22 protein-coding genes are annotated in these 20,258 nt (G+C 31.3%); 8 read left to right on the top strand and 14 right to left on the bottom strand.

Annotated features, from left to right (window positions below):
• Window positions 1–150 precede the first annotated feature (150 nt).
• Complete coding sequence (locus AC2CGR_RS07990) at window positions 151–777, top strand: DUF6518 family protein (RefSeq protein WP_484480718.1); 627 nt, start codon at window positions 151–153, stop codon at window positions 775–777.
• 244 nt (window positions 778–1,021) lie between these two features.
• Here AC2CGR_RS07990 and AC2CGR_RS07985 read toward each other — a convergent pair whose 3' ends face one another.
• The 3 genes from AC2CGR_RS07985 to AC2CGR_RS07975 all read right to left on the bottom strand — a co-directional run bounded on the left by AC2CGR_RS07985 (window position 1,022) and on the right by AC2CGR_RS07975 (window position 3,741).
• Window positions 1,022–1,996 carry a sensor histidine kinase gene (locus AC2CGR_RS07985; RefSeq protein ID WP_484480912.1) on the bottom strand — a complete coding sequence of 325 codons (975 nt, stop codon included), beginning with the start codon at window positions 1,994–1,996 and terminating at the stop codon, window positions 1,022–1,024.
• A complete protein-coding gene (locus tag AC2CGR_RS07980; protein WP_087953671.1) occupies window positions 1,993–2,700 on the bottom strand; it encodes a response regulator transcription factor in 708 nt (235 codons plus the stop codon). Before AC2CGR_RS07980 ends, AC2CGR_RS07985 begins: the two co-directional genes overlap by 4 nt.
• A 126-nt stretch (window positions 2,701–2,826) precedes the next feature.
• Window positions 2,827–3,741: an acetamidase/formamidase family protein gene (locus tag AC2CGR_RS07975; protein ID WP_484480717.1), complete on the bottom strand. Its 915-nt coding sequence runs from the start codon at window positions 3,739–3,741 to the stop codon at window positions 2,827–2,829.
• 156 nt (window positions 3,742–3,897) lie between these two features.
• Between AC2CGR_RS07975 and AC2CGR_RS07970 the strand changes: the two genes are divergently transcribed.
• The gene (locus AC2CGR_RS07970; protein WP_071725507.1) at window positions 3,898–4,326 is read left to right on the top strand and encodes a cell wall hydrolase; all 429 of its coding nucleotides are present in this window, start codon (window positions 3,898–3,900) and stop codon (window positions 4,324–4,326) included.
• A gap of 119 nt (window positions 4,327–4,445) precedes the next feature.
• Here AC2CGR_RS07970 and AC2CGR_RS07965 read toward each other — a convergent pair whose 3' ends face one another.
• A complete protein-coding gene (locus AC2CGR_RS07965; RefSeq protein ID WP_087965183.1) occupies window positions 4,446–4,616 on the bottom strand; it encodes a DUF2197 domain-containing protein in 171 nt (56 codons plus the stop codon).
• Between the two features lie 196 nt (window positions 4,617–4,812).
• Here AC2CGR_RS07965 and AC2CGR_RS07960 point away from each other — a divergent pair, with 196 nt between their 5' ends.
• Window positions 4,813–5,514: a class I SAM-dependent methyltransferase gene (locus AC2CGR_RS07960; protein WP_484480716.1), complete on the top strand. Its 702-nt coding sequence runs from the start codon at window positions 4,813–4,815 to the stop codon at window positions 5,512–5,514.
• A 127-nt stretch (window positions 5,515–5,641) separates the two neighbouring features.
• On the opposite strand, the gene AC2CGR_RS07955 is transcribed toward AC2CGR_RS07960, so the two are convergent.
• The 5 genes from AC2CGR_RS07955 to AC2CGR_RS07935 all read right to left on the bottom strand — a co-directional run bounded on the left by AC2CGR_RS07955 (window position 5,642) and on the right by AC2CGR_RS07935 (window position 10,725).
• Entirely contained in the window at window positions 5,642–7,162 is a 1,521-nt protein-coding gene (locus tag AC2CGR_RS07955) for a UDP-N-acetylmuramoyl-L-alanyl-D-glutamate--2,6-diaminopimelate ligase (protein ID WP_484480715.1), read from the bottom strand.
• Between the two features lie 259 nt (window positions 7,163–7,421).
• Window positions 7,422–8,051, bottom strand: a complete 630-nt coding sequence (locus AC2CGR_RS07950; protein ID WP_087965189.1) for a class I SAM-dependent methyltransferase — start codon at window positions 8,049–8,051, stop codon at window positions 7,422–7,424.
• Window positions 8,052–8,308: 257 nt separating this feature from the next.
• On the bottom strand, window positions 8,309–8,806 hold the full coding sequence (locus AC2CGR_RS07945) for a DUF421 domain-containing protein (RefSeq protein WP_071716412.1): 498 nt from the start codon (window positions 8,804–8,806) through the stop codon (window positions 8,309–8,311).
• A 55-nt stretch (window positions 8,807–8,861) separates the two neighbouring features.
• Window positions 8,862–9,719, bottom strand: coding sequence for an NAD-dependent epimerase/dehydratase family protein (locus AC2CGR_RS07940; RefSeq protein ID WP_071716413.1), 858 nt, complete (start codon window positions 9,717–9,719; stop codon window positions 8,862–8,864).
• Between the two features lie 79 nt (window positions 9,720–9,798).
• On the bottom strand, window positions 9,799–10,725 hold the full coding sequence (locus AC2CGR_RS07935) for a zinc-binding dehydrogenase (protein ID WP_484480714.1): 927 nt from the start codon (window positions 10,723–10,725) through the stop codon (window positions 9,799–9,801).
• A gap of 111 nt (window positions 10,726–10,836) precedes the next feature.
• On the opposite strand from AC2CGR_RS07935, the gene AC2CGR_RS07930 reads away from it, so the two are divergent.
• Window positions 10,837–11,079 carry a hypothetical protein gene (locus AC2CGR_RS07930; RefSeq protein WP_071716415.1) on the top strand — a complete coding sequence of 81 codons (243 nt, stop codon included), beginning with the start codon at window positions 10,837–10,839 and terminating at the stop codon, window positions 11,077–11,079.
• 75 nt (window positions 11,080–11,154) lie between these two features.
• On the opposite strand, the gene AC2CGR_RS07925 is transcribed toward AC2CGR_RS07930, so the two are convergent.
• The gene (locus AC2CGR_RS07925; protein WP_000279696.1) at window positions 11,155–11,355 is read right to left on the bottom strand and encodes a hypothetical protein; all 201 of its coding nucleotides are present in this window, start codon (window positions 11,353–11,355) and stop codon (window positions 11,155–11,157) included.
• 212 nt (window positions 11,356–11,567) lie between these two features.
• Here AC2CGR_RS07925 and AC2CGR_RS07920 point away from each other — a divergent pair, with 212 nt between their 5' ends.
• Complete coding sequence (locus tag AC2CGR_RS07920) at window positions 11,568–12,011, top strand: cysteine dioxygenase (RefSeq protein ID WP_270185188.1); 444 nt, start codon at window positions 11,568–11,570, stop codon at window positions 12,009–12,011.
• An 18-nt stretch (window positions 12,012–12,029) separates the two neighbouring features.
• Window positions 12,030–13,460, top strand: coding sequence for a 4-hydroxyphenylacetate 3-hydroxylase family protein (locus AC2CGR_RS07915; protein WP_484480713.1), 1,431 nt, complete (start codon window positions 12,030–12,032; stop codon window positions 13,458–13,460).
• Between the two features lie 139 nt (window positions 13,461–13,599).
• Here the strand turns inward: AC2CGR_RS07915 and AC2CGR_RS07910 are convergent, their stop codons facing one another.
• Genes AC2CGR_RS07910 through AC2CGR_RS07900 form a run of 3 tightly spaced genes read right to left on the bottom strand, consistent with a single transcriptional unit; the run spans window position 13,600 to window position 15,981 of the window.
• Window positions 13,600–13,926 carry a serine/threonine protein kinase gene (locus tag AC2CGR_RS07910; RefSeq protein ID WP_071725496.1) on the bottom strand — a complete coding sequence of 109 codons (327 nt, stop codon included), beginning with the start codon at window positions 13,924–13,926 and terminating at the stop codon, window positions 13,600–13,602.
• 20 nt (window positions 13,927–13,946) lie between these two features.
• Window positions 13,947–15,317 (bottom strand): aminotransferase-like domain-containing protein, encoded by a 1,371-nt coding sequence (locus AC2CGR_RS07905; protein ID WP_484480712.1) that lies wholly within the window; start codon window positions 15,315–15,317, stop codon window positions 13,947–13,949.
• Between the two features lie 31 nt (window positions 15,318–15,348).
• Complete coding sequence (locus AC2CGR_RS07900) at window positions 15,349–15,981, bottom strand: DUF4030 domain-containing protein (RefSeq protein ID WP_484480711.1); 633 nt, start codon at window positions 15,979–15,981, stop codon at window positions 15,349–15,351.
• Between the two features lie 169 nt (window positions 15,982–16,150).
• On the opposite strand from AC2CGR_RS07900, the gene AC2CGR_RS07895 reads away from it, so the two are divergent.
• Window positions 16,151–17,842, top strand: a complete 1,692-nt coding sequence (locus tag AC2CGR_RS07895) for a M3 family oligoendopeptidase (RefSeq protein WP_484480710.1) — start codon at window positions 16,151–16,153, stop codon at window positions 17,840–17,842.
• Between the two features lie 14 nt (window positions 17,843–17,856).
• Here AC2CGR_RS07895 and AC2CGR_RS07890 read toward each other — a convergent pair whose 3' ends face one another.
• Window positions 17,857–18,951: a helix-turn-helix domain-containing protein gene (locus AC2CGR_RS07890; RefSeq protein WP_071725492.1), complete on the bottom strand. Its 1,095-nt coding sequence runs from the start codon at window positions 18,949–18,951 to the stop codon at window positions 17,857–17,859.
• A 321-nt stretch (window positions 18,952–19,272) separates the two neighbouring features.
• On the opposite strand from AC2CGR_RS07890, the gene AC2CGR_RS07885 reads away from it, so the two are divergent.
• On the top strand, window positions 19,273–20,220 hold the full coding sequence (locus AC2CGR_RS07885; protein ID WP_270185193.1) for a phosphotransferase enzyme family protein: 948 nt from the start codon (window positions 19,273–19,275) through the stop codon (window positions 20,218–20,220).
• Window positions 20,221–20,258: the final 38 nt, after the last annotated feature.

The following is a 20,258-nucleotide window of genomic DNA, read 5'->3' as shown; positions in this document are numbered from 1 at the left end:
TTGCTTTAGTATTCTCCTACTTGTCAAAACAACGACCAATTATCCGTTATACAATGATTAATTATTGTTTTTCAATAAAATTTTATTGAAAATTTCCACTCGTTAAGATATTATATATTTACAGAAAATATTAATATAAGGATTGAATTTATGGACAAAACATTAAAAATTACAAAATTAAATATTATTTTAAGGATCGTTCTCATCCCGATTATAGTAGGAATAATTGTTGGTATACTAACTAAATTGGGGCAAGGTATACTTCCTGGACATTGGAATTCATTAGCTAATCTAGGAAGCGTTTGGTTAGTTCCATCCTTTTTTGTGGCTAGCTTTAGTTATTCTAAGCGTACAGCTATACTTTCTGGTATCCTTGCACTACTCGGTATGGTACTAGGCTACTATGGTTATGCAATAATATTTAAAAATGTATCTCATTCTATTTATTTTATTTCTGTATGGATAACATGTGCATTCATTGGAGGAACTATCTTTGGAATTGCAGGTTTTCTATGGAAAGATACTACAAATCCACTTCATAAATTAGGAAGTGCACTTATTGGTGGAGTTTTTGTAACAGATGGACTTCACATTCTTTTAAATTTTGAAGACTATAATCACATGTTACCTGTTGGATATACCGAAGTCATAGTCGGGATTATCTTGATTCTTGTATTAGAACGCTCTAATGCTAATCGAATTTCTTCTTTCTTAATGATGGTTCCTATCACTATTTTAGGATTAATTGGATATAAATTATTAAGTTTGTTTACTTAATTAAAATTCATAAAGCTAGCTCTTTCAAAGAGCTAGCTTTTTTCTTATAAAAAACTATTTATATATTAATAAATTATTAAAACCCTCTCATTTAACAGCCTTATTTATTATTGTGTCATTACACATACTTACACGACCTTTTATTAGAATCATACCAGTCTTTTATATCATTTCATTTAATCCATATAAAGTAAGGCTAAAAAACTTATTTCAAAAGTTCTTTAGCCTTAGTCATTTTACACATTTAAAATTTAATACGTACAACGGTACCTTTACCAACTTCTGAATGGATTTCTACACGATGTCCTAATTGCTTCGTAATTTCATATACGAGATATAGCCCCATTCCAGTTGATTCTTTAAAATCTCTACCATTTTCTCCTGTGAAGAAAGGTTTAAACACTCTTGGTAAATCTTGCTTCGGTATTCCTACACCATTATCGGCAATTTCAAGTATAACATTATTACCTTCCTTACAAGCTCTTACTTTAATCTTCTCTCTACTACCAGATGAATATTTAATCGCATTTGATAGTATTTGTCCAATTAAAAATTGTAACCATTTCGCATCACTTTCTACTGTAATGTCCTTATCAATTTTAAGCTCTGGATATACAAAATTCCGGATAAAGAAGCGTTTATGTTCATGCACAGAATCATTCACTATTTTATGTAATTGTACTCTTTCCACATAAAAATCTTGTGTAAATGCTTCTAAACGTGCGACATACAGTGCCATCTCTAATCCCTTTTTCAGCCTATCTGTTTCCTCATTTATACTTTCAAAACGTGGATCCACTTCATCCTGTGTAATTAATTCTATTACAGATAAAGGTGTTTTCATTTGATGAATCCACTGATTCATAAAAGTTAAATGATCATTATTTTTTCTCTCTTGTATCTGGAGTTGATTTTGATAATGGCGATATTGTACCTCAAGCAAGTCTTGAAGAGCAGCAGATATAGCTGCAAAATCAGATTTTTGAACCGATTCATCTAAAGATTGCATCGGGTTTGCTAATCGTTCATAGAAAGTACGATGAGTAAAGTAACGAAATACTAAATAGCCTACCATAAAAAAGGCACCTAAAAACATTGCATACAATGCCGTCGCGATATGCTTATGTCCATCAAACCAATATACGAGAAATATGGATAGTAGTTGGATTGCTGTAAAGCAAATAAGTGGTATATGATCACGTATAAACAGCCTTATCATTTTTCCATACCAGTATCCCAAGTAATATGCAATCTATATCCAACACTACGAATTGTTTCAATCGCATTCTCAATATGTAACGTTTTTAACTTTTTTCGAACACGTGTCGTATTTACACTCAATGTATTATCATCAACATAGGATTCGCTATCCCATAATTTATTTAATAACACTTCTCTACTCACAACACGCGGATAATTTTTCATTAACATTTCTAATAAAATAGCTTCATTTCTCGTTACATCAATTTCTTGATTCTTAAGCTTCAATACAAGCCTTTCAGGATATAAACAAAGACCCTGTTGCTCAACCATCCGTTCTTCTACTTTCGGTGCATAATCTCCGTAAGCACGCCTTAAATGACTTCGAATTTTAGCCATTACAACTTCGTAATGGAATGGCTTTGAAATGAAATCATCGCCACCGTTTTCTAGCGCCATGACTTGATCCATCGTACCTTCACGAGCTGAAATAAATAATATCGGACATGTAGAAACTCCGCGAATTTGACGACACCAATAGTACCCATCAAAACTCGGTAAATTAATATCTAATAAAACTAACTCTGGTTGTTCTTCTAAAAAAATATTTAATACATTATGAAAATCCGATACAATAATTCCTTCATACCCATATTTCGCAACGTGTGTTGATAATAGTTCTGCAATTTTCATATCGTCTTCTACAATCATAATTTTAACCATGTGTTTACTCCTTTTTCGACCCACAATCTTATATTCAACTATATAAAATAAATACTACCTTTTTTTATATAATCCGTAAATCAAAAAAGATACTTTTATACAAAAGCATCCTTCTTCTATCATTTCTTATTTAATATGGAATTCACTCATAGTAAACCCCAATTTCTCCACATAATTCATCCCTAATTCCATTCGAGCAGTCTTCAGCGGATCAACCACTTGACAAACTTTTAAATTGCCGGCAGCTGATAATAAAAGTGTTGCATCAGCTTTAGACATTTCTAATTCTTCATGTAAAAATGTCACCATATTACGTACAGCACGATTCGCTGCATCATCTAGCAATTTTTCTGAAGCAATCGTCATTACTTTTTCTTTTTGAATAGCCATTGGTAGTGGCCATTTTTTCCCTTTTATAATTTGGACTGTTACGGTTACCTCACCAGCAACCTCTACTCCACTAACACCAATTTCACCATCACCCATCGCTGCGTGTAAATCACCTAATGCTAATAGAGCACCAGGAACATTTACAGGTAATAATAATGTTGTCCCTTCTTTTATCTCTTTACAATCCATATTCCCACCGTGATCATGCGGTGTGCCACATGAAATGCTCTCTTCTTTCGGCGCAGTACCAATTACACCGATCATTGGATTAATCGGGATTTGTAGTTCATTTGAAAACAAAACATGTTCATTATGTACTGAGACAATTTTCACTGTATTTTCATGTAGCTCTTCACCCATTACACCAAGATTCGCACCTGTAGTTAAAACGCCTTTCTCTGCAATTTTTATCTCTTCAATCGTTACAACTAATATATCACCAGGTTCTGCACCATTAATATATACCGGACCAGTCGCTGGATTAATCCGGTTCCAATCTAATTCTTGAAACACAACATCTTCAGAATCAATTTGATTTTCAAAGCAATCATATGTTTCAAATATAAGACGACTCCCAATTTCTACTTCCATACATGGTTTATTTTCTGGTGACATTGCATAAATGATATGTTCTTTCTGAATTCGATACATATTATCTCTCCTCTTTATATTAGTCTACAATTACTAATTAGCTTTTTTTCATAAAAGCTCCTTTTAATAATTAATAAATTTACATATAGAAAAGCACTTAGCTTATTTTCATACATACACTCTTTACTATAACAGGTAAAGAAAGGTGGTATCACTATGCCCCTTATTCCATATAACGAAAGCGATGTTGATTTACTAGCTCGTTTAATGCGTGCTGAAGCTGAAGGCGAAGGTCGACAAGGTGAACAACTCGTTGGCTGCGTAGTAGTAAATCGTGTATTTTGTGATTGCTTAGATTTTAAACAACTTCGTTCTGTACGTGACGCTGTATATCAAAGCCCTGGTGGATTCGAAGCAGTGCAATACGGATATTTTTATCAACGGGCTCGTGAATCAGAAAAAGAAATCGCACGAAAAGTTTTACAAGGTGAGTGGCGCTGGCCAGCAAGATGGGCTCTTTGGTATTTCCGTCCAGTTGGAGCTTGTCCGCCTGAGTGGTATAATCAGCCGTTTGTAGGACAGTTTAAAAGTCATTGTTTTTATGAACCTAGTGGTGACGAATGTCCGAAATTGTATTCACGGTAGTAAAATTTGCAACGCAAGTACTTAGAATTTTGGGTACTTGCGTTATTTTTAACTAAGTTCTAGTAGTCTAATAATGTGATGGATTTTTCGATATACTTTTCTAAATTAAGATCCTATAATTATCTAAAAAAATTCTTTATAGCTTCTAATTGAATTTTGTGACTACACTCATCACAGCAATATACCCCTTTTGGTTTCTCTTTAAATCGCTTATATTTTTCACTATCTTCATAAACACGAAATATATTTTTACAAGAAAAGCAAACAATCTCATAAAACATCATATGCATTTTCCTCCTCGTACTTATAACCTATCATCAAGCAACTTGAGAAGGCTTCTTTCCTATATCCATATATTATTAATAAAAGGTTTTTCTGAATTTTTATCGAATTATATAAATATCACTAAAAGTGAGGTTTATACCTTTTTCAATAATTTTCAACTGAAGGATCATGTTGCAATGAAAGTATTGGAGCTGAAACACTATGAATCGTATCGATTACATAAGACAAGAAGAAAAGAAATATCACGACCTTTGTTATGAACAATATAAACTATTTGAAACTGGTTCTTGGCTGTACAAACCGGTTAAAACAGTTATGGATTTAATGGATTACTTTGAAGGACAAAACAACATGCAAGTACTTGATCTCGGCTCTGGCGTTGGAAGAAATAGTATTCCAATTGCCCAAAAGATTCAAAACTCTAGTGGTACTGTTACATGTGTGGATTTACTTGATTCTGCTTTAACAAAATTACAAACTTATAGTAAAGAATATGGCGTAATTAATAATATTAAAACAGAACAAGCAGCAATTGAAAACTACTACATCCAACCTAATACTTATGATTATATCGTTGCAGTATCAAGTTTAGAGCATGTTCAATCAGAAGAAGAATTAAAACACGTGCTCCATTCCATGAAAGAAGGTACAAAAAGCGGCGGTATAAATTGTTTAATTATTAACTCGAACATACAAGAAATTGACTTACATACAAATGAAGAATTAGATGCTTTAATTGAAATTAATCTCCCTACCGATGATTTGATACATCTATTAAAAAGTATTTATAAGGAATGGAAAGAAATTAAAGTTGAAATAAAAGAATTAGTCTATAATATTGTTCGCGATAAAAGGCATATTCAATTAAAAACAAATGCTATAACATTTGTTTTTAAGAAATAAAACTATAAAAGGTAAGGTTTTTCCCTCATATATTCAGAGAAACATCCTTACCTTTCAATTGTAAATTCTTCAAAAAATTGCTTCGTTATTACTTCATTTAAAACATTATTTTTATTAGAAATACTATTCAGCTATTAATTGAATCCATTCGTTTATTAATAATTGCTTGTCGAGCTTTTTCTTTATCATCAAAATGAATAGTTGAATCTTTTAAAATTTGATACGTTTCATGCCCTTTCCCTGCAATCAAAACAATATCATTAGAAGATGCCATGTTTATTGCGTGATTTATTGCAAGTTCACGATTTTCTTCTACTTTATAATTCAAATTATTATTTTGCAAAAATCCTTTTTCAATATCTTTCATTATTGCCTGTGGATCTTCCGAACGTGGATTGTCAGAAGTAATAAAAACAAAATCGCTATAACTTCCAGCAATTCCGCCCATTATAGATCGTTTTTTTGTGTCTCTATCTCCACCACAACCGAAAACAGTAATAACTTTACCTGTTGAAAACTCGCTAATTGTAGAAAGAACATTTTCTAACGCATCCGGTGTATGAGCATAGTCCACTATTACAAGAAAATCTTGATTTTCATCTATGATTTCCATTCTACCTTCAATACTCTTTAAGTTAGTTAAGCTATTACTAATGTTTGTAAGTGGAATACCTTCAACCATTCCAACTGTTATTGCTGCTAATGCATTATAAACATTAAAACGACCAACAAGATTAAGGCTAACCTCTATTTCTCCATTAAAGGATGAAACTAAAAAACGAATTCCTTTTGCACTTAAAGTTATGTTCTTCGCTTGAACATCTGCTCCATTATGTATCCCATATGTGATAACCTCAGCTGGAGTAATTTTTTTAAAGTATTCGACTGTTGTATCGTCTGCATTCAATACAGCAATTTTTTTATCTGTAATAGTCAAATCATTTCCTAATCTTGAAAAAAGAAGACCTTTTACATGCTTATATTCATCAAATGTACCATGATAATCCAAATGATCTTGCGTTAAATTTGTGAAAACAGCTATTTTAAAGTTACACCCTTTAACTCTTTCCATATGTAAACCTTGTGACGTAACTTCCATAACACAATAATCTGCATTTTGATTTTTCATCATTTGCAAATTCCGTTGAAGTGTTGGAGGTTCTTGCGTATTAATATCAGTAGGATACCATTTTGAACCAACTTTCACTCCGTTATTCCCCATAAGCCCCGTATGATATCCATAATCACTTAAAATTTTTTCAAGTAAATAGGAAGTAGTTGTTTTCCCATTTGTACCTGTAATTCCAATTAACTTCATTTTATTAGATGGATAACCATAGAAATGTGACGCAATAACTGCCATTGCATACCTAGCATCTTTAACAATTATTTTAGGTATCTCAATATTTACATCTCTTTCTACAATTAGTGCTACAGCACCATTATTCACTGCATCCTCAACAAATTGATGTCGATCTTCAAGAAAACCATCGATACCTGATACACATATAAATAAATTTCCATTAGTTATCTTTCTAGAATCCATTTCTAATCCCGTAATTTTTACATTCATATCGCCAATAGTTTCTTTAACCAATAACAAATTCGCCAGCTCTTTTAGTTTCAAATCTCCCGCCCCCTTACACATTCCCCCTATTTATTTTACCACTTTATATAAAATAATGGCTTAAAATCCCATATTAGTTGAACGAAATTTATTCATCTTAAATAAACAAAAAATAAAAGAGCACTTGTTTCCGCAAGTGCTCTTTTGGGGATTTTGAGATACCCTATTAACGAAAGTTACGGTTACTTAAAGTTAATAGGTATTTCTATTATATGCTTGTCCTTTTTATTTGTGCATAATCAATATATAAACATATTTAATCATTCTTAATAACTTTTCGTTATCGTTCTTTCTTACATTTTATCGTTAAAAAGTTGATTGAAGGTTTATTTGCCATGTTCTTATTTGGTTCATCAATTTCCGAAACTTGTACTAATCCATATTGATTAAAATCTTTTTTTATAGATTTAGAATCATAGAAGAACATTTTTACGCCTTCCATTATCTCATAATAATCTTGATCCAACTGTTTTCCTTTTCCGTACATTGGAGCTTTTTTAGAAACAGTTGTAAAAACCATATATCCACCAGGTTTTAACTGATTATAACATTCTTTAATAAATGTCACTCTTTCCTTCTCACTTAACAAATGAAGAAGAGCATGACTAAATATCCCATCATAAGATTTATTATCAAAAGGCATTTCGTTTACCGAGCCGTGATATATACTAATATCTTCTAATCCGTTTTGTTTCGCTAAATCAATAGCTGTTTTTGAAATTTCAATCCCTGTTACATTTATATCATTATCGATAAACACCTTTGCATTTCTGCCATATCCAATACCTGGAACTAATATATCTTTAACGTTCTTTTCTAGGAAAAAATCCTTTGTCAAAATTGCAGATTCTGTAGGTTCAAATCCCCACATCGTTTGTTTCTCAATAAAACTTGATTCCCAAAATTCCATTATGTTTTTATCTCCTTGTTCTAATCCTGTTTTTAGTATCACATTAAAAACTTATAAATTTTAGTGCTGCAGCTACCTATACCAAATTAAATTTTTTACCACATTCACTTTAGGTCCATTGAATATAGCATAATTATAAGTCTATATCTATTATAACGATTGCTTTAAACCCCACCTTATTTTATTAATCCCTACGTTAGTAGAAAAATAAAAAAAGCCAATACTTCCGTTGTAGTATTGGCTTTTCTCAAAAGAAATTATCTTTTTGTACTGTACTGATCTATTACTTTTTCTAACACTTCTAAAGTGATTGGTTGAGCTTTCTCTATTAATTGATAACCAATACGCCCATTCGGTTCAGCTGTAACTTGCTGTAAACTCTTTAAATCATGAATCCCTTTTTCTCTTAATTGCATATAAAGTTGTTGTTCCGACATTTTCGCCTTCATCAAATTCTCTTTTACAATCTCTCCATTTTCTACTACTATAATGCTACTGCCATTTAGGAATTGTTCCATCTTCTTTGATTTCAATTCAAAGAAATGAATGATAAGAAGGACGCCTGCAAATATTACAGCTGCAAATATAGATGGGCCTACTTTCCTACTTAATACAGGCTCCACAATAATACGTGCAATTGATACTACTATAATAATTTCAGCTCTTGTCATTTGGCTAACAGATTTACTACCTGTCATTTTTAATGCAATAATCCCAGTCAGAATTAAAATAATGCTTTCAAAAATCATATTCATAATAGCCCAATCCTTTAATGGTGAATGTTACTAGCATTCCCATTAAAGTTGTATTTTACATACTTACCAAGTTTTTAAACCCTTCAGCCCATGATGGAAATAAAGGCTTCCACCCATACTCTTTACGCGCTTTATTATTTAAAGCTCCTCTTTCCCAACTATTTTTTCCACCTTGAACTTTAGGCTTAGGCGCTCCTAATGCAGCTGCATATATCGGTAACCACTCTTTACTTGTTGCTGGAAAGTCATCTACAATATTTGCGGTTCCCGTCGGCCAATAAAGAGCTAACATAGCTGCTCTAGCGGCATCTTCAACATGTATAAACGAGCTTATCCCGTCTGATGCGATAATTTCATTATTACGAACTTGATTTGCAATTAATTCGTTTTCCGCATACCATGTACCTGGACCATATAGCGTACCGTAACGAAGTATAACCGCTTCTGGCAACTCAGAAACAGCCTCTTCTAATTTTAATATGCCATTAATAGTCAGCTGCCGAGGCATGGTAGCAGTAATATCTAGTGAATCTTTTTCTGTCGCAAATGAATCGCCTGGTTCATACGCCCATGAAATACTTTGGGCAATCATTTTCTTTACCTCTACATTTTTAGCTGCATCAACAAGGTTACGAGTACCTTCGATTCTAATTTTGGCATTATCCTCAAAATTCCACGTAGATAATGAAGTTAATTGATGAATCACTACATCGGGAGTTGTTTCTTTTAATACAGAAAATACAGCCTGTCGATTAAATATATTAGCTATTACTGGGATAGCACCAACTTTTTTCATTTTCTCTACTTGCGATTCATTACGAATCATTGCAAATACTGTATGGCCTTCTTCTATTAACATCGGTAATAAAGAACGCCCTATTACACCAGTTGCACCTGCCACAAATATTTTCATATAAGTTCCTCCTCATTTAGCAATCATAAATATGACGAAACTTATATAAGATGTGTGACATATATCCCTTATTTTTTCGTTATTCATATGAAACAAATACTTTTAATGGCTTAATAATCCCTAAACTCAATTCTGCAAAGCATTGTATGAGTGAAGTATACTGTATTTCATGTTGAAAAATCTCTTCTATCCATGGGGTTTGTTCTATTTGATTAAAGAACCAATCTGCATGTTTTTGATAATCATATCCATCACTTGAACCAATAATTTGCAATTCTTTCTGATAAAAATTGGCGGTTAATGTTAGTTCTTCAATATTACCATCAGAAAGTATACATATTTGTCCATTAGTTTTAAGTGCTTTTTGTAATGTATGAAATCCGCTATTTGTAGCAGAACATTCGAAACCGTAATTATATGTTTCTATTATTTGTTCTTCTGAAGCATATATGTTTTTCGCACCAAACTTCTTTACAAAATCTCTTCTATTTTTATTAGGTTCAACAACATCCACGTGCTCAATGCCTACATAGTATTTTAAGAAATAACAAGCGAGTAAACCAATTACTCCCATTCCAGTTATAAGTACCTTTTCATCCTGTCGCGGATTTAGTTTCAATATACCTTTAGCAGCATCACACGAAAGAATAGATAATAAAGCTACTTTAGGTTTTATATAACTAGGTACTCGAATTACTTTATACCCCTTAACTACTCCTATCGTTTCATGTCCATAAAAAGAAACTACTTTATCGCCTATGTTTAAATTCTTTACTTTATTACCAACTTGAATCACTTCACCGTAACTTTCATATCCAGTTTTTCTTGGATAAATAGGATGTGTATCTGTAACATCGGATCCATTATACTGTGGTAACTCTGCTCCAATACTTATTGCACCAGCAATTGTTTTAACGATAATTTTATCATCCTGTATAGGCTTAATTTTACACGTTTCCCACTTAAGCAGTTTGGGTCCTTCTAAAACTAACTTATTTTGTTCCATTTATAACCCTCTCATTTTATAAAAATATATTCTCACTCAATTTCAAACAATGTATAATAAATCCATCTAAAATTTAAGCTATAACGTTGGCTAGCACCCAACAGTGATAACATGATAATTGAATTTGATCGATATGGTATAAATGAGTATGTAGCTGGACAATGCGTTTCAATTACGAAATTAAAAAGGATGTATTTGAATGTAAAACATGAGGGGATTTCTAACGGTGGTGTCATCGATCTGTTTTGTGTTCGACATAATTATGAACGTATTCCCCGCTCTTTTTGTAAAGACATTATAAGTGATATTGTAATCGATCTAGATACCGACTATATTTATTTACCTAATCTATAAGCCTATCTTTGTCCTTTGCCTTTGTTTACCGTACATTTCTGCCCAGCACCTAATAAACAATTAACCATACATTAACTATTCTGATAACATTTTCAAAAAAGTTGTTGCCGCCCAAATGAAATACGCAATTTGCGTCACGATATACATCGTAATTTCAAAACCTGTAAGTTTTCTTTCCCTTTTTATTTTCTTTAAATATCTATAAAAACAAAATGAACATAAGATTAGTAAAACAATAGACATTTGATATAGATTTTCCACTAAAAGAACTGCCATTTATTTCATCACCTTTCCAATAAAAAAGTATATAGTTTAAGCATATCATGTTAACGGAATTAATTACCATAATTTTCAAATTAAACAATTTTCCTAAGTAAAAGAAGTCACTTTTTTTTAATGTTTCAATACAATATTATATAATTCACTACGCTCTATATAATATTAAATTACTTTTTCTTTTAATGTACATGCTTAGGAGGAAGTTTTACATGCAATTGATTCATAACATAAAAAAAGCGTTTCATAACTTATGTGACTACGATACGGCCAATCTAATATCCGCTATTCAATCATTAAATATTACACTTCATAAAATATCTCCTTTTATTACTTCACCAATTAACCTTGAATACGGAAGAAATGTTATCTATACGTCTGAATTTGTGGAGATTTTAGTATTAAATTTCCCTAGCAAAGCAAAGACTCTCATTCATGATCACGGAATATCTATAGGATGTATATTAATAGTCAATGGTACGCTACAAAATATTACGTACGAAAAAAATAGCGAACGGATTGAAGAGTTTACAGAGGGAAATATTTTCACCGTAAAAAAAGATACTGTGCATAAAATGTATAATGCTACAGATTCAACAGCAATAACATTCCACGTATATTCACCACCATTAAAAGATGTACAAATATATGAGTAATCTTTAAAAGGAGGAAATATGCAAAATTTAAAGGATCACTATATAAAGAGCTTACAAGATGGTCGAAATGTTTGGCTCTATGGAAAAAAAGTAGATGTAACTACAGACAACAATTTTGCGGGGACACTATGTACCATTTCTAATTTATTTTCGTTATTTGATGATCCCAAACAGAGAGATTCTATTGGATATGTGAGCCCAAAAACGAAAGACTTTGTTCATAAATCATTTTTAGTTCCCAATTCCTATAATGAATTATTAATGAGAAGAACTGCATTTGAAACATGGAGTTATGCTACAGACGGTGTAATGAGTAGACTATCTGATTACGCAAGATCGAGACTTACTGGCTGGTACGTATCAAGAGATTTTTATAAAAAGTTCGATGCACAGTTTCCAGATAAAATCGCATCTTATTACGAAAAAGCTAGGGATAATCACTTGTTTTTAAGTGTAGTCCAACGTGATCCACAAATAAATCGCTCAACAGAATCAATGTTAAATGCAAATGACTTAGGGTTGCTAAGAGTTACAAAGGAAACTTCTGATGGAATTTATTTAAGTGGTGCGAAAATGATAGGAACTGCTTCTCCTTATTCAAATGATTTATTAATCTACCCATTAACAAAACTCACTGACGCTCAAAAAGATTTAGCTCACTTTCTTATCGTGGCAGCCAATTCTCCAGGATTACATATGGTTTGTAGAGAACCATATGCGAATACAACTTCAAGCACAGTTGATTCCCCTATTAGCTCACAGTATGATGAAATGGATGCACTATTAATCTTCGATAATGTATTTGTCCCTTGGGAACGTGTTTTACTTTATAACAATCCAGAAGCAATTTGGGCTATAAAATCAGATACAGCTTCTAGTAGTTTAGCTTATCATCAAGCTATAGTACGATTACTAATAAAGCTAGAATTTATAACTGCGATTGCTTTTGAAATTGCTGAAGCAATTGGAGCTCACACTTATTTGCATGTTCAAGAAAAACTTGGAGAATTAATTATGCAAATCGAAACAATTCGCGCACTTTTAATTGCTGCAGAAGTTGAAGGTACTACAAATGAAACAAAAACTTATTTACCAAACTTTAAATATATCGAAACTGCAAGGAATCTTGGTTCTAAATATTATCCCCGTGCAATAGAAATTTTACAATTAATTGGAGCAGGTGGCTTCATTCAACTTCCTTCAAGCTCGATTGATTTCCAGAGTCCAATAGCTGATTTATTAAAAAAGCACTTTAAAGGAACAAATATAGATGCCGAACAACGCACAAAATTATTTAAGTTAGCCTGGGATATTATTGGAAGCCCGTTAGGATCAAGACACGAATTATACGAAAGATTTTACGCTGGAGATCCAATACGAAATACAGCTACACAATATGTAAATTATGATAAAAATCACTTTAAAAAGATGATAAGTAAATATTTATGATGAAAAAGAGCACCCTTTGCTAAGAGTGCTCTTAAAAAACAAATAATTATCCAGTTACATATATAATTGCTCCGGCCACAACTGCTACTTTTCTCCGTAATGGTTTCATCTTATTCACCTTTATGTTTCTATTTAAGCTTTAAACTTTTGGTATATGCTTCCTATCATATTTCTTCGTATAGATTTCTCCATCTGGAGTAACGAATTGTAATACAATCTCACCACAAACTCCATCTAGTATTTCAAATTCACCTTCTGCATTTGAAATACTGCGTTCCTTACCTTTAATAGAACCTTCATAAATTTTCACATTAAATATAGGTTCGTTATTTTGACCTATGATAATACCTCTTGAATACTTACCAACTGCAATGCATTGATCATATTTTTTATAATAATTAGTCACAACTATAGCTCCAATTATTGCAGTGATACACACAAACAAGAGAATCATTTTGCGTCTCACAACAAACCTCCTAATTCAATTTATTCTTTTTTAAATTGAAAATTTAGACGTTCCACTTGTTTGATTTCCTCCACTACTTTACGAATTCCTTCCTCAATCCTATCTTCCTTTACATTCGATACGTTTAACTTTAATAGTCTTTGTTTTGGAAAACCTCTCACATAATTTTTATCAATCGAATCAATACTGATTTGTATTTCACTTAGTCTTTGTATCAACATGTCCGAAATACTTGTTTTATGTACTTCTAAACAAGTATGGATTCCAATTGTATTTTGCTTTTTATATGTGAATAAAAGCGGGTTTTCACTATGCATTCTTTCTAATGCTTCTGCTAGTTTTTTAGATCTATTATTATAGGAAGATTTAATTTTATTTTTATGGCGTTCGAACATGCCACTCTTTATATAAATTTCTAAAGCAGCTTGAGATATCATGGGACTATCAATATCTAGTATCTTTTTGTATGTATAGAAATCATTTGCAATAGACGATGGAATGACCGCAACTCCAACCCGTAAACCAGGAAAAATAATCTTCGAATAACTTTTTAAATATATAACATAATTACCATGATCCAAGCTATATAACGGATCGGCTTTTGAATCTGTTTCTAAATCTGCTAAATAATCATCTTCTACTATAAATACATTGTATTTCTTAGCCAATAGTACGATTTTTTCTTTCTCATCTTTAGAATAAGAAGTTCCAAGTGGATGATGATATCTTGGTATTGTATAAAAGAATTTTATGTTACCAGTTCGAAAAATACGCTCCAATTCATTTAAATCAATACCTTCATTCGTACGTTTAATACCGATTACTGGAACTTTATTTATTTCTAGATATTCTATATATAAATGATACGTTGGCTGTTCAACTAATATTGTTTCATTTTCATTTGGAAATGGGATAGAAGTTAATATTGCAAGTGCCTGTTGCACGCCTGACGTTATAAAAATATTGTCTTCTTTCGTGAACACTTGATAATTTGCCAACTGTTTTTGAATGACTGGAATTAAAGACGGTAACCCTTTCGGTGTTCCGTATACGAACAAATCATTTTTATAAGTATCAATAGCCTTATTAATGCAATGCTGAAAATCTAAATATGGGAAAACATCTGGATCTGGTGCTGAAGAAGCAAAATCAATTATCTCGTTACTTTCTATAGTACTCCCCGATTTCTTAACTACGTAGTATCCACTTTGAGGGACAGAATATATAATATGACGCTTTTCTAATTCATGTAGTGCCCGTATAACTGTCGCCTTATTGCATTCATATTGCGCAACAAGCGATCGTATAGACGGTAATTTCTTTCCTTCTTTTATCACTCCATATTGAATCATGTTTTCTATATCGTTTAAAATATGTAAATACTTATACATATTACACCTCCTTCAACAATTCTATATTTAATTACATCGATTTTTCATTTATATAGCAATCATTCCTCAATTTGTTAATTTTCCGATCATCTATATCGGAAATCCCAATAACATATGAATCATTTTCAATCCATTTCTTTACTGCTTCTGTTTTAAGCACACCTTCCACTTCGTTTTCTATTCTCTGTCCAAGTTCTCTTGCCCCTACTTCCTCATTGCTAATCTTAGTTTTTATATCAATGGTAACAGGCTGATTCTTTTTATAATTTATTTGCTGAATCCCAAACCCTTCATATCCATTCTTTCTGAATACGTCATCAAATATCTGTCCAAAAACTAACTCCCATCTATGTTCTGCATTTACAATCTCCTTGTTTCTTTGAGATATATTTACTTTATAGGACATAATGCCTTGAATTTGCAATCTTTTATTAATTTCTTTTTTTATTTCGTTAGCATTTTCGCTATCAGCAATCTCTAAATCTACTATTCTTTCCTTTTCATCCCATATAGCAGCACTAAAAAATGATTCCTCCTTGACTGTCGCTGTAGCAATATCTATCACTATAGAATCTTCACTTTTGGATTCTTCCATTTCAGGCTCACAAGCACACAATAAAGCAATTGAAAATAAAAATACAATCAACTTCTTTCCTCTTTTCATTGTACTTCCCTCCGTAAATTTTCATTTACGATAAACTTTTACTTTCACATATAAATACCTTCTATAATTTTTAAATTTAACATTATTTCATATTTCCTCCTCTTAAAAAGGAAATTACAATTAATAAGTAGAATATTTTCATGAATAAATAAAAAGTGAGGGATATATAATGCAACGTTTAAATACGATTGATATTAGTAATGTACTACAATTAGAAAAAACTCTTTCGTCTTTATTAAATAAAAAGATTTCTTCAAAACTAGACCTAGAAAACTGGTTAAAAGAGCAGTCAAAAGTGATTTGGGAAATCGAAGAACAATTAAGATCACATTATATCGCCTTTCAATGTAATACGGATGATGAAGAAACAAAGGATACTTTTGAACATGATCAACAATTTGTAAAGCCACTTTTAAAGCGGTACCAAAATTTATTGGATAATAAATATTTAGAGTCACCTTTTCGAATGGAATTAGATTCTAACGTATATGGTTTATTAGATACAAAAATAAAAAATGCTCAAAAGTTATTTTGTGAGGAAAATATCGAATTAGAAATAAAGGAAGACAAATTAGTCACAGAGTATTTTGAAATCACTGGAGGATTAAGTGGAATTTGGGACGGAGAAGAAAAAACGATAACAGAATTACAATCCTATTTACAAGATTCGAATCGTGATATCCGTAAAAAGGCAAAAACCATTATTTCTGAACAATTTTTATCTGTTGAAAAAGAACTCCAAAACATATTAAATCAATTAATTGAAATTCGCCATCAAAAAGCAAAAAATATTCAACTAGAGAATTATCGTGATTATATGTTCAAGAAATACGAACGTTTTGATTATTCGGCGAAAGATTGCTATGAACTAGCTGAATCCATACGTAAGTATGTTGTACCTCTTAAAGATAAAATATTACTAGAGAAAAAAGAGAAACTACAAGTGGATACGCTTCGCCCGTGGGATGTATCAGCTGTAACTCCAGATCAAAAAGTACTTAAACCAATTGCAAATGAAAATGATTTAATTGAAAAGAGCACTCATATCTTTAATAAACTAGATGTTGAATTTTCAACACTATTAAACCGATTGAATAAACACGATTGTCTTGATTTAATAAGTCGCAAAGGAAAAGCAGCTGGAGGCTTTTGTGAGTACTTACCAGCTTCACAATTATCATTTATTTTTATGAACTTAAATTATACACAGGATGATATTATCACTTTTATACATGAAATGGGGCATAGTATTCATAACGAACTTATAAAATCATTAAAATTACGACAGTATATAGAAATTCCCGCTGAAACAGCTGAACTAGCCAGTATGACAATGGAATTATTCTCGCTTAATTATTGGGATACCTTCTATACAGACAAAAAAGATTTAAAACAAGCAAAAATTAACTTCTTTAAAGATGTTATTTCATATTTACCTGTTATGCTTATTGTCGATCAATTTCAACACTGGCTGTATGAAAATCCAACTCATACTTCTGAAGAAAGAAATGAAAAATACTTACAACTTCAAAAACATTATCAGTCTAACGTCATACATATTGATGGCTACGAAAACTGGATAGCAACGAGTTGGTTACCTGTACTCCATATTTTTGAAGTACCATTTTATTATATTGAATATGCGATCGCCCAACTTGGTGCATTACAAATGTATAAACAATATAAAGAGGATCCTAAGCAAGCACTAGAAAATTATAAAAAGGCATTATCACTAGGAAGCTCGCAATCTATAAAAGAAGTGTATGATGCAGCTGGAATTCGTTTTGATTTTTCTGGTGAAACAATTAAAGAACTGATGCGATTTGTGGAAAAAGAGTTAGAAGTACTTGAACAAATATAAGAAGAAAGCTGCACCTATATTTTAGGTGTAGCTTTCTTCTTTATTTTATTAATCAGCTCTATGTACTGAGTATCACCATATCCGATTGTAGGAAAAAGGTGAAACAACTTCGTTAATAATTCTTGAGTTGATAAATCTTTATTTTTAGAGATAAATTTCACTACTGCATTATCTTCTTTTAGCATTTCTAAAAATAAGTCTATAGCCTGATACATTACTGGCAATGTTTCAATAGATGGTTTTTCATGATTCACGAGCACTTCTTTATATGCAGAGTGATAGTTTTCTAACTTTATTTCAGTTTGACTTACTTTAAATTCATCCTCTCTGAAACTATTCAAATATACTTTCCCTTCATAATAAGACTGTTCAAGGTATGAAAGTATTGTAAGCAGATTCATTTGGCAAAACATATCTTCACCAAACCATAAAACAATACATTTATACTTTTTCGTAAAAAGTTTTTCTAACGGATCTATAACCTTTTTTGTATAACTCTCTACGGAACTGTTGTGTCCTTCCGCTCTTGTTTTAATAAAATCGTCATCAAAAACTTTTATAGTAGCGGGGTTCACACACATCGCCTCATTAAATGGTGCATAATCAGAATCACCCATTAACTTTTCGTTTTTAAATTCTTCATACATAACTTGACCATTTAATATGTTAAGTACTTCTTTATCAAATAGCTCACTCTTCCTATTTCGTAACTGTTCAACCTCTAATTTTCTAGAAATATTCATATGAAACGCCCCTTCTTTATTTAAATTTAGTTTAACAAATGATTGAATAGGCATTTTGCTAAGTTGGTATTCTCTTGGATTCATTCCAAAAACATTTTTGAAAGCTCTACTATAAGCCTCTTGGGAAGAGTAATCGTAATCCAATGCGATCTCAATTATTTTCCTACCATTCTTTAAATCTTCTGTAGATAAATACAACCTTCTAAGAAGAATATAACGTCTAATACTGAAACCCGTTACTTGATGAAATTTAAAAGAGCAATAATAAGGAGAATACCCCATATAACGAGATAATTCATCTAATGAAAATCCCTTTTTCAAATTGCGCTCAATCCAATCAATCATCTGCTGTATATGTTCATTCATTTCATTCACTCCTTATATAAAAGTATAAGAGAAGTGCGTTTCATTCTTTTGATATTTCTTGTGTTTTATAACATGAGCCATTCTGTAAAATCTATATATAAGTATTGGTTTTATATTTTTTACCTATCTTATTTTGACATACCTTCTATTCATTTTTCAATTTAGTGTTAAATCGTATACTGGCAACATCTAACTAATTATTAAAAGACAATGTATATCATATTTCATTTTAAAGGATTTCAAAAATGAAACTCGAATTTTGTAAAATAAGATTCTTTTGATTCTCTAATTAAAAAATAAAAGTTTGGAAAGGACATTACTATGAACAAACTAGAAAAAGAAATACTTCAATTCATAAATAAACTATATCCGTTGAATTTTATTAACATTACACCAATAACAAATGAAATGTATAAATGTCTCACAGAACAAGGTACATACTTCATTAGAATTACAAACTATAAAACGTATAAAGAACAATTAGAAGAAGTTACATATACGAATTTTTTATACCAAAACGGTTTATCTGTTCCACCAATCATTCCTTCATTGCAAGGGAATTTTGTAGAAAAGTTAACATTAGATAAAGAGATTTTTGCCGTATTATATAAAGCTGCGCCTGGTATACATTTACCAAAGTACGAATGGGATTCTAAAATATTTAAAAAGCTTGGTAAACAAATTGGAAAATTACATCGTATTTCTAAAAGCTTTGAAAAGACTAAACCAGTTAAACATATAAACGATTGGTATGAAAATGAAGAATATAATTTTCTTAAGTATATCCCTCAAGAAGAAACTACTATAAGAGAAATTGCATCAGACGTTTTAACTTCTATAAAAGAGCTACAAAAATCCATTTCAAATTACGGCTTAATTCACGGAGATTTATGGTTAGAAAACATTTTAGTCGAAAATAATTCAAACTTAACAATGATAGATTTTCAAGACTGCGAAAAACATTTTTATATATTCGATTTAGCCGTTCCTATTTATAGTGCGATAGAATACTCATTTGTTGGGAATGGGAATATCGTTGACTACGAGCACTCTATTACAAAAGCACTATTTGAAGGATATCAAGAAGAAAATGAACTCCCAAAAGAGATGATAGACAAGTTTCCATTGTTTATAAAATTAAAGGAGATTTTTGAATATAGTTTAATGCATATGTATTGGAATAAAGAGGAATTAACTGAGGAACAAATACGAATAATGAATCTTTATAGGTTAAAACTTGAAAATAATTATTCCTTAATAAATATGTAAAGCGAATATTGTTTAACTACGTAACTATAGTTGAACAA

This window comes from Bacillus sp. LSHTCR4, assembly GCF_057197025.1.
Note: the sequence above shows the minus strand (reverse complement) of the source record. Positions and strands in the feature narration are given on the sequence as shown.

What these genes read in the sequence shown, in the direction of transcription:
- AC2CGR_RS07950 (WP_087965189.1), bottom strand. Translation starts at nt 8,051, where the DNA reads ATGGAATTTTGGGAATCAAGTTTTATTGAGAAACAAACGATGTGGGGA.
- AC2CGR_RS07930 (WP_071716415.1), top strand. Translation starts at nt 10,837, where the DNA reads ATGATAATTGAATTTGATCGATATGGTATAAATGAGTATGTAGCTGGA.
- AC2CGR_RS07990 (WP_484480718.1), top strand. Translation starts at nt 151, where the DNA reads ATGGACAAAACATTAAAAATTACAAAATTAAATATTATTTTAAGGATC.
- AC2CGR_RS07935 (WP_484480714.1), bottom strand. Translation starts at nt 10,725, where the DNA reads ATGGAACAAAATAAGTTAGTTTTAGAAGGACCCAAACTGCTTAAGTGG.
- AC2CGR_RS07960 (WP_484480716.1), top strand. Translation starts at nt 4,813, where the DNA reads ATGAATCGTATCGATTACATAAGACAAGAAGAAAAGAAATATCACGAC.
- AC2CGR_RS07965 (WP_087965183.1), bottom strand. Translation starts at nt 4,616, where the DNA reads ATGCATATGATGTTTTATGAGATTGTTTGCTTTTCTTGTAAAAATATA.
- AC2CGR_RS07970 (WP_071725507.1), top strand. Translation starts at nt 3,898, where the DNA reads ATGCCCCTTATTCCATATAACGAAAGCGATGTTGATTTACTAGCTCGT.
- AC2CGR_RS07895 (WP_484480710.1), top strand. Translation starts at nt 16,151, where the DNA reads ATGCAACGTTTAAATACGATTGATATTAGTAATGTACTACAATTAGAA.
- AC2CGR_RS07920 (WP_270185188.1), top strand. Translation starts at nt 11,568, where the DNA reads ATGCAATTGATTCATAACATAAAAAAAGCGTTTCATAACTTATGTGAC.
- AC2CGR_RS07980 (WP_087953671.1), bottom strand. Translation starts at nt 2,700, where the DNA reads ATGGTTAAAATTATGATTGTAGAAGACGATATGAAAATTGCAGAACTA.
- AC2CGR_RS07890 (WP_071725492.1), bottom strand. Translation starts at nt 18,951, where the DNA reads ATGAATGAACATATACAGCAGATGATTGATTGGATTGAGCGCAATTTG.
- AC2CGR_RS07900 (WP_484480711.1), bottom strand. Translation starts at nt 15,981, where the DNA reads ATGAAAAGAGGAAAGAAGTTGATTGTATTTTTATTTTCAATTGCTTTA.
- AC2CGR_RS07975 (WP_484480717.1), bottom strand. Translation starts at nt 3,741, where the DNA reads ATGTATCGAATTCAGAAAGAACATATCATTTATGCAATGTCACCAGAA.
- AC2CGR_RS07915 (WP_484480713.1), top strand. Translation starts at nt 12,030, where the DNA reads ATGCAAAATTTAAAGGATCACTATATAAAGAGCTTACAAGATGGTCGA.
- AC2CGR_RS07925 (WP_000279696.1), bottom strand. Translation starts at nt 11,355, where the DNA reads ATGGCAGTTCTTTTAGTGGAAAATCTATATCAAATGTCTATTGTTTTA.
- AC2CGR_RS07905 (WP_484480712.1), bottom strand. Translation starts at nt 15,317, where the DNA reads ATGTATAAGTATTTACATATTTTAAACGATATAGAAAACATGATTCAA.
- AC2CGR_RS07940 (WP_071716413.1), bottom strand. Translation starts at nt 9,719, where the DNA reads ATGAAAATATTTGTGGCAGGTGCAACTGGTGTAATAGGGCGTTCTTTA.
- AC2CGR_RS07885 (WP_270185193.1), top strand. Translation starts at nt 19,273, where the DNA reads ATGAACAAACTAGAAAAAGAAATACTTCAATTCATAAATAAACTATAT.
- AC2CGR_RS07945 (WP_071716412.1), bottom strand. Translation starts at nt 8,806, where the DNA reads ATGAATATGATTTTTGAAAGCATTATTTTAATTCTGACTGGGATTATT.
- AC2CGR_RS07985 (WP_484480912.1), bottom strand. Translation starts at nt 1,996, where the DNA reads ATGATAAGGCTGTTTATACGTGATCATATACCACTTATTTGCTTTACA.
- AC2CGR_RS07955 (WP_484480715.1), bottom strand. Translation starts at nt 7,162, where the DNA reads ATGTGTAAGGGGGCGGGAGATTTGAAACTAAAAGAGCTGGCGAATTTG.